The organism is Methanobrevibacter sp. (genome assembly GCF_045116495.1).
GTDB lineage: Archaea > Methanobacteriota > Methanobacteria > Methanobacteriales > Methanobacteriaceae > Methanocatella.
Genome location: NZ_JBGULU010000093.1, coordinates 40832 through 49297 on the forward strand (window position 1 = coordinate 40832; position 8466 = coordinate 49297).

General features: G+C 32.9%; 8 protein-coding genes. 4 read left to right on the top strand and 4 right to left on the bottom strand.

From position 1 onward, the window contains the following. Positions 1-29 precede the first annotated feature (29 nt). Complete coding sequence (locus tag ACJMLH_RS04975) at positions 30-869, top strand: CBS domain-containing protein (protein ID WP_405275312.1); 840 nt, start codon at positions 30-32, stop codon at positions 867-869. A gap of 10 nt (positions 870-879) precedes the next feature. Then, on the top strand, positions 880-1338 hold the full coding sequence (locus ACJMLH_RS04980; protein WP_405275314.1) for a hypothetical protein: 459 nt from the start codon (positions 880-882) through the stop codon (positions 1336-1338). A 195-nt stretch (positions 1339-1533) separates the two neighbouring features. Here the strand turns inward: ACJMLH_RS04980 and ACJMLH_RS04985 are convergent, their stop codons facing one another. Genes ACJMLH_RS04985 through ACJMLH_RS04995 form a run of 3 tightly spaced genes read right to left on the bottom strand, consistent with a single transcriptional unit; the run spans position 1534 to position 4049 of the window. Then, the gene (locus ACJMLH_RS04985) at positions 1534-2184 is read right to left on the bottom strand and encodes a TfuA-related McrA-glycine thioamidation protein (protein WP_405275316.1); all 651 of its coding nucleotides are present in this window, start codon (positions 2182-2184) and stop codon (positions 1534-1536) included. Positions 2185-2188: 4 nt separating this feature from the next. Beyond that, the gene (locus tag ACJMLH_RS04990) at positions 2189-3391 is read right to left on the bottom strand and encodes a YcaO-related McrA-glycine thioamidation protein (protein ID WP_405275318.1); all 1203 of its coding nucleotides are present in this window, start codon (positions 3389-3391) and stop codon (positions 2189-2191) included. Position 3392: 1 nt separating this feature from the next. Then, positions 3393-4049, bottom strand: coding sequence for a site-2 protease family protein (locus ACJMLH_RS04995; protein WP_405275320.1), 657 nt, complete (start codon positions 4047-4049; stop codon positions 3393-3395). A 138-nt stretch (positions 4050-4187) separates the two neighbouring features. On the opposite strand from ACJMLH_RS04995, the gene ACJMLH_RS05000 reads away from it, so the two are divergent. Together ACJMLH_RS05000 and ACJMLH_RS05005 are read left to right on the top strand one after the other, a co-directional pair. Further along, positions 4188-4973: a DUF4013 domain-containing protein gene (locus tag ACJMLH_RS05000; RefSeq protein ID WP_405275322.1), complete on the top strand. Its 786-nt coding sequence runs from the start codon at positions 4188-4190 to the stop codon at positions 4971-4973. Positions 4974-5015: 42 nt separating this feature from the next. After that, complete coding sequence (locus tag ACJMLH_RS05005; RefSeq protein ID WP_405275324.1) at positions 5016-6032, top strand: M24 family metallopeptidase; 1017 nt, start codon at positions 5016-5018, stop codon at positions 6030-6032. A gap of 37 nt (positions 6033-6069) precedes the next feature. Here ACJMLH_RS05005 and ACJMLH_RS05010 read toward each other — a convergent pair. Further along, the coding region (locus ACJMLH_RS05010) for a hypothetical protein (protein WP_405275326.1) at positions 6070-8466 on the bottom strand (2397 nt) is incomplete at its 5' end.

Below are 8466 nucleotides of genomic sequence, written 5' to 3' on the forward strand. Positions count from 1 at the left end.
ATTATTATATTGTTAATATAGGTGTTTTTATGTTAGTTAAAAGAACAATGTCTAAAAATGTAGTCAGCGTTTCCGTTCCAGGTAACAGAGAAAAAGTTTTAGACTTAATGAGAAAAGAAAACAAAGCAGTACTTCCTGTAGTTAAAGATGGTACTGATATTTTAGTAGGACTAGTAACCCGTTCTGATTTAATTAATAATCCTGACGAAGAACAAATTGCAATGTTGATGACTAGAGATTTGGTTACTGCCAGTCCGAGTGAAGATGTAACTGAAGTAGCTAAAAAAATGATTGAAAATGATGTTAGAAGAGTTCCTGTTGTAAATGATGACGGCGAACTTGTTGGAATTATCACATCATTTGATTTGGTATCTAAAGCTTTAACCAAAATGACTGTTGATGATGCAGTTGAAAATTATATGATTACAACTGTTCCAACCACCTGGGAAAAAGCTCCATTAAATGTTGCTTTTGAATCTATGAATCAGTTTGGTTTAAAATCCATTTTAGCATTGGATGATGATGCAAAATTATCTGGTATTTTAACCGAAACAGATTTTATCTCTGAAATTGAAATCATTTCTGAAAGAAGTGAACACAGCTCTACCGTAGGTACTGAAGGAGATAAATGGTCTTGGGATAGTACTTCCGTATTATACATCGAAAAAAATCACTTGAAATTTACAGATAAAGTAGTTAGTGATGTTGCTGTGGGCAATGTTGAAGTGGCTAACTCTAAAACTAAAGTTTCTGACTGCGCTAAAAAAATGAAATCCTTAAACATTGAACAAATTCCTGTTATTGGTGTTGAAGGAGATTTAGTTGGTCTTGTCAGAGCTAGTGATTTAATCAAAGCTTTAGTAGAATAACTGTGATATAATGGCTGTTAGTCCAGTATTGGTGATTAAAACAGTTGGTGATAGTGCGGTTTGTGTTCGTGCAAGATTATATGATGATTTTGTCGAACACGAAATTGTTCTTAACTCTGTTCTTGCTTATTGGTGGGCTAATAACTTGCCTCCAGTTGTCAAATTCTTGGAACTTTTCGAGTCTGTTATCAAAAGGACAATCAATGAGTTGATGCCCCATAAGGGTTTAAAACTCAAATATGAACTTAAGGCCAATAATGATTTGGAAAAGGCATCCGACCTTGAAATCAGTTTGATAGAGATTGAAGCTGATGATGTAGGTTTTAAAATTGATGGCAAACAATTGATTTTAAAGGGTTTGTCAAAAGTTTCCGAAGAATTTGAAGCTAGTGAAGTTGTAAAAACTGTTGAAAAAACTATTGAAACTCCAGACATTGTTTTAAAAAAATATCAGGAAATGAATAAGTGAGTTTTAATTTTTTAATTTTGTGGTGTTTGATGAAGGAGTTACTCCTTTCATTAACATTAATTATCAATTAATTAAATTGATAGTTTTATTCTATTTTTATTATTTACTTTTACGTTATTTTTGTTTACTTAATTTCAATCTATAATTTTTATAAATTGTTTTTTCGCAGATATATGTGTTAATTAAAAAAGGTAGTTATAGTTCATTTTTTATATGGTAAAGTAATTTTTTTGCGTCTTCCTTTTTAATGTCAGGTGATGTTCTAATAAAATCTATAAGTTTATCTTTCTTGTCATTGTCCAGACTTGATGATTTTAATGTTTGGGCATAATTTCTTTTTGGATAGAATGTCTCTTTTGCTATTTGAAGCAGTTCATCTTTTTCATCTTCAGTAATGATGTTTTCAGTAACTGCATTTGTAAAAACATATTTCATATTAATCAGAGGTTCTGAAAGGGCTTCCAGGGTTTCTGAATCAAGCATTACTGCCACATCGTCATCTGAATCGACTTCACCACTTGCATATTGGTTGTAAACATAACCTATGCCAGTCATTCCCAAGGTATCCAGTTCGGATGCTCTCAATGCACCCATACTTGAAGCGCCATAAACTTCAATGCCATTTTTGATTGCATTCAAGATTTCCTTATGGCCGACAGCAGAGTTTTGATGAAATACTCCATCAATTATTCCAATAATGTCAGGATTTTCTTTCATTGCCAAACTCAAATCCCCTCTTTGAATCGGCCTTTTATAGATTACTTCATTGTTATCGTCGCTGTTTAAAATCTCTTTTGCTTCACTAAATGAAAGTGACAGTCCTGCATAAATGATTATTTTTGTCATGTTATCATACTTTTAAAAATCTATAACCTGCTCTTGAAGGGTCTATTGCATAAATTTCCATTTCGGGAATGATGACACGAACAACACTGATGCCCAATTCGGGTCTTGTTAAATCGGTGTATAAAATTTTGCTGATGTCATTAGATATCAGTTCGTCTTTAACAATCTCAATATCTTCGGTTATTGATGTTGTGGATTTATTTTCAATATCTTCTAAACTGATTTTTTCATCTTCCTCTCTGAAGTAATATTTGTTTATTCTCTTCATTCGCTCATAGCCGGCTTCACGGGCAAAATCTGCCCTTACAGTATCTTCACGAGCTCCATTAATTTGAGTTGCTCTACTTTGGGCCACTTCTGTTAAAGCCCTTAGGATTGCAACTTCGGGATCAAGGTGAGTTCCCATTCCCAAAGTCAGAAGTCCCGCATCTTTTGTTACTGTATCATCGGCTGATGCGGCGATTGTTGGAATATCAATGTCTGCTGTAAAATCCATTAATTTAATCTTAATGCCTTCAGATTCGAATTTGTCAATGGCATCATTGACGATTTCACTTTCAATGCTGTCTAAATCAATTTGCGCATAATTTTTATGGGTAAGCTCAAAAATGCTCCATGCATCCCTCTCAATTACTTCAAACATTCCATGCAAAATTGCTTCATCAAGGACATTACCTGAAGCCAAACCGTTGGTATTTGATTTAAATAGGCTATTTGTAGAATTTTCATGAGTATATGGATGATAAACCGCATTTGATGGAACATAATAATCCTCACCTGAAATTATGTCATGAGCCAGATTCCACTCCAAATTCAAACTGGAAATGTCGCCTTTTTCCAATTCCTTTGGCAGGTTTAAAGATTTTGGATCAATATAATTTCCTTTTTTTGATATCTCATCTAGATTGGCTATTACGGTATCATCTGAAGTCTGTTTTTCAGCGGAATATCTCTCAAAACCTTCCATCATTGCAGAAGCCTTAGCATGGTCTTTTGAGATTCCTTTTCCACCATAAATACTCACTGCCCCTTCTTCAGCAGTGGGTCTAATTGCAGTATAGATTGGAAGTCCAATCCTATCTAAATCAGTTATATCTGCAATACGGGTAATTCCAGCGATTTTCAGCTTATCTTCATTAATTTCAATTGTTTTTTTAGGAGCAATTACTCTATGAGTACCTTTGAAGTATGTAAGTTTTTCCGTCATTTTAAATTCCCATAATTAATCTAACAATATTTTCAACACCCATTGTCATTGACATAAATGTCATAATTCCTGCAACGGCAATTGTAATAATCCAGATTCCAATATTCCATCTCAATACTTTTGATCCATCAAGGTTTCCAATTGGAAGTAAGTTAAACACTGCTAAAAAGCTGTTGATTGAATAACCCAAAGCACAAACAATAAATATTAATACTGAAGTCTCGGAGTAAATTGCAGAAGGGTAAACTGCTGAGGGGTAAACCGCTACACATATGGCTAAAAAGATTATTGCAAGGATTATATTAACAATCGGTCCTGCAATTGATATTTTACCGTTAATTTCATCAGTCATGTAATTCGCATAAGTGTAAACTGCACCAGGTGCTGCAAATACGAATCCGAAAAATGATGTAATGAGTGCAAACAGTAATCCTTGAGGCCATAATTTGAATTCTGCCCAGTATCCATATTTCATTGACACAAATTTATGTCCGAGTTCGTGCAATATGAAACCTGCACCTACGCCAACCATAATCATAGGCAATATATGAAGTGCAGCAGTCATATTCCTTCCGGAATTTGCTATTGCAAAAGAAAGCGAAATAACAATAAATGCAATTATTAAATCTCTCACTTCGCTACTTGTAAATTTAAACATAATGTTAAAATATCTAATTTGACTTTAATAAAATTATCTTTTTTTTGATTTTCAATTTGATTTCATGTTTTTTAATCTGTGATTGAAAAATAGTTTTTTATAAGTTAAGTTCAAAAAAATAATATTGGTGTGTAATTTATGCCATTATCAAAACTGAAAAAAGTGTGGGATTACTGCAGTTATAATGTTGTATTTTTCATATTCATATGTCTATTGATATTTTTTTTCAATTTAATTCCGGATTATTCTACAACTTATTTTGGTTGGGAAGTGGGTAGACTAACTCAAGTCATAGTATTAATTCTATTGAATGGATATGGAATGATTATTGCTCATGATAGGATAAATCACGGATATAGGTTACCTAAGATAATACCTAGTGATGTTGTTAATTTTGGAATTAAATCAACTATTGTTTATGCGATTTTTGTTTCTTTTCAAACATTTTTATTGTCAGTTACTACATTATTATTTGGCGTTCCGATATTTGATTTGCACGAACTGCTATTGCACTACCGAGAGACAATTCATATGTTTTTCATTAATTCTCCAGAATATATGCTGATGTTTATCATTATAGGAGGTGTTGTATTTTATATCACCGCCTTTTTGGCCGAAATTGGGCTGGCAAGACTGGCGGACACTAAAAGCATCCTTCAAGCATTTAATGTTAAAGCCATTTACAAAAGCATCAGAATATTTGGTTTTCGCAATTATGTAAGAGAGTATACAGTTATTATATTACTAATTACAATTTTAACCTTAATCAAATCTATCTCATTACATGATTTTGCTCTGGATAATTTATGGGAGATGGTTTTCGGATTTTTAATATTTGCAACTCAATATCTGGGTATTGGGGCAGTATACTGCGAAATAAAAGATGCACAAATAAAATCAGAGCAATTTAAAGAGTCATCGTAAGATTCCTTATTTTTTTATAATACTTTTTCTAAATAATTAAACATGGATTTGCATATAAATAATATTTTAAGAGATTTGGAAAAAGATAATTTTCAAGCTTATTTGCTCACACAATTTACAAATGTCGAATATATTTCAGGATATAGGCCTACCAGCTTCGCTTTTTGCATAATAAAAGAAAATCCAATTATTTATGCATCAGGAATGGACATGGAACTGGCAAATAGGGACTCATCAATTGAAGTTAGGAAATATGAATCATTTGAGGTAATTGTTGATGATTTGAAAAAAGAAGGAATAAAAAGTTTGGCTATTGAACCAACACTGCCATTCAGCACATATGTCAAGTTTAGGGATGACTTTGAAGTTGATTCAAAAACATACATTGACAAACAGAGAATGATCAAAACTCCTTCAGAAATAGAAAAAATAACAAAAGCCACAGAAATTGCTCAAAAGGCTTTTTTAAAGTTGGATATTTTAAACAATAATGGAACTGAAAAGGAGGTTGCATTTGACCTCAACAGATTCATGATTGAAAACGGTGCATCAAAAGAATCATTTGACACAATCGTAACAAGTGGTCCTGCTTCAAGTCTGCCTCATGCAATTCCCGAAGCTAAAAAATTATCTCAACCCATTTTAATTGATTGGGGAGCTATTTTTGAAGGTTATTGTTCAGACAATACTCGTACAATGGTTTTTACCGAAAAACAGCAGGAAATTTGGGATATTGTAGCCGAGGCACATGATAAGGCAATAAAAGCAATTGAACCGGGTCTTAAATGCTGTGAGATTGATAAGGTGGCTCGTGATATTATTAAAGATTATGGTTATGAGGATAAATTTATCCACTCAACAGGCCATAGTTTAGGTTTGGATATTCATGAAACTCCAGGATTTTCCATGCGTGATGAAACAGTAATTGAAAAAGGCATGGTTATAACTGTAGAGCCTGGAATATATTTGGAAGGTGAATTTGGAGTTCGTTTAGAAGATACAGTTTCAATTTCAAAAAAAGCGAATGTTATCGGTAATTTGCCGTTAAGAATAGATTAATTTTAAAAAAAGAAAAAGTTAGGAGAATTTAATCTCCTTATCTTTTAACTGTAATTTTTACTTTTTTACTTACTGTATTGTAGTATTTGCTTGTGTTGTATTTAACTAATGCGTAATAAATTGCTCTTTTTTTCAAGTTAGTTATTTTAAAGGTTGCCTTACCTTTTTCGTTTGTTGTAGCTTTGAAGGTTTTACCGTTTACTTTTATAGTAACTTTAGCATTTTTCATTAAGCCGTTTTTATGGTTTTTCAAAGTAATGGTGTATTTCTTGGTTTTGGTACTTACCTTGAATGTTTTTGCACCTGCGGTTAATTTTGGGGTTCCTTTTTTAACAACTAATTTGAAACTGGTTGAAGCATTTTTAAGATTATCATTACCATCAAATGTAACGTTTGCAATATATGTGTTTGGAATGAATTTTTTCGCATAGCTAGCTAGAATGCTAATGGTTACAGTACCGTTTTCCAAGGTTCCGTTGTATGTTTGATTGTTAACTGTAATGGTAACAGTCTCTCCATTGGATATTGGGTTGCCTGTTTCATTTAACACTAGCAAGTTTATAACTTTTTTAGCAGTATTGAGGTAAGTAACGTTGATTGTATCTTTAGTGTATAAACTAGTTTCCAGTTGAATAGTTTCAACAACGGTATTTGCAACTCCAAAGTAATAATCATCACCGGAATAGTAAATCATGAATACGTTGTATCCTTCACCAATCTCTTCAATAAATGTAATAGGAGTTCCGCTTAAAGTGACATTTGTAATTTCGCCGGTTTGGTTATTGACGAAAGATAGAGTGCCTGTTGCATTTTCTGGAAGTGTAACGTTGATGGTGGCAGTTGTGCCATTGACGTTGCTGCTGACTATCATTCCAGGGAATTCCTTTTCAATTGTGAAATTTTGAGTATTTTCAGCATCGAAGTAATTTTCATCACCGTTATATTTTGTGTATGCTACATAATCCCCTTTGTTGAATGGAGCAAAGTCCGCCCAGATTGCAGTTCCATTGGTCACATCAAGAATTGTGTATTCTGTGTAGTTTTCTTCATCAGACCTTTTAATGTTGACTGTCACATTACCGGTTGCATTTTCAGGAAGTGTAGCATTTAAAACAATGAGAAACTTATCGATAGAGATATTCACATCAAATTCAGGCATTTGTTTTTTAATTGAAAATGTTTGTGTGTTTCCAGCTTTGAAGTATTTTTCATCTCCGTTGTACATTACAAATGCAACGTAATCCCCTTTGTCAAAAGGTACTGAATCTGACCAGACTGCAAGTTCATCTTCTAAATCTATGGTTGCATATTCTGTAAAATTTTCTTCTTCAGCAGTTTTTATGCGGATTGTCACATTACCTGTTGCATTTTCACTGACAACTGCAGCTATTGTTACGAATTGTTTGTCAGGTATAATTTCAACATTGATTTCAGGCATTTCTTTTTCAATAGTAAATGATTGTGTATTTTCAGCTTTGAAGAAATTATCGTCACCGGTGTATTCAGCTTTTAATTCATAATCCCCTTTTTTGAATGATATGAATTCTCCCCAGATTGCGGTTCCGTTTTCTATTTTTTCGGTTGCATATTTAGTGAAGTTTTCCTCATCAACATTTTTAATGTAGATTATGACGTTACCTGTTGCATTCGGATTAACGCTAGCGTTTAGATTCACGAAACTATCGTCTGTTGTAACTGTAAGATTCAAGTCAGTTCTGTCTTTTTTAATCATGAATGTTTGTGTATTTGTAGCAGGGAAGTATTCCTCATTTCCGTTATATTTAGTGAATACAACATAATCTCCTTTAGGGAATACTATTTCATTCTGCCATACTGCAACTCCGTTTTCCATATCTATGGTTGCATATTCGGCGTAGTTTTCTTCTTCAAATCTTTTAATGTTGACTGTTACAGTACCTGTTGCATCTGCATTGGCTATTGCTACTAGTTGAACAAAGCTTTGGGATGTTGAAACGCGAACAGCAAAATCAGTTGTTAATTTTTTTATTTCAAATACTTTGGTTTTGGAAGTTAAAAGGTAATTGTTGTCTCCCAAATAAGTTATATCTGCATTGTAATCCCCTTTATCAAATGCCATATATTCTGACCAGACTGCAGTTCCGTTTTTAATTTTAACAGTGGTATTTACTTTATAATTTTTAGCATTGACTTCTTTAATTTTGATTGCAACATTACCAGTTGCATTTTTATTAACATTAGCGGTAATGGTAACATATGCATCGGTTTTTTCAAGTTCACAATCCAAATTCGGATCTTTTTTCTTATTATTTGAATCGGCTGATATTGTATCAATGCCATTATTCGTACTTAAATCATCATCAATGTCATCTATTGGTGCTGATTGCACTTCAAGATCTTCAACATTTGCAATTGCATCATTATCAGTGTTTATATCTTCACTTGCAACTACACA

Bases quoted from the DNA above. Each gene is read 5' to 3' on its own strand.
- ACJMLH_RS04975 (WP_405275312.1), top strand. From the start codon at position 30: ATGTTAGTTAAAAGAACAATGTCTAAAAATGTAGTCAGCGTTTCCGTT.
- ACJMLH_RS04980 (WP_405275314.1), top strand. From the start codon at position 880: ATGGCTGTTAGTCCAGTATTGGTGATTAAAACAGTTGGTGATAGTGCG.
- ACJMLH_RS04985 (WP_405275316.1), bottom strand. From the start codon at position 2,184: ATGACAAAAATAATCATTTATGCAGGACTGTCACTTTCATTTAGTGAA.
- ACJMLH_RS04990 (WP_405275318.1), bottom strand. From the start codon at position 3,391: ATGACGGAAAAACTTACATACTTCAAAGGTACTCATAGAGTAATTGCT.
- ACJMLH_RS04995 (WP_405275320.1), bottom strand. From the start codon at position 4,049: ATGTTTAAATTTACAAGTAGCGAAGTGAGAGATTTAATAATTGCATTT.
- ACJMLH_RS05000 (WP_405275322.1), top strand. From the start codon at position 4,188: ATGCCATTATCAAAACTGAAAAAAGTGTGGGATTACTGCAGTTATAAT.
- ACJMLH_RS05005 (WP_405275324.1), top strand. From the start codon at position 5,016: ATGGATTTGCATATAAATAATATTTTAAGAGATTTGGAAAAAGATAAT.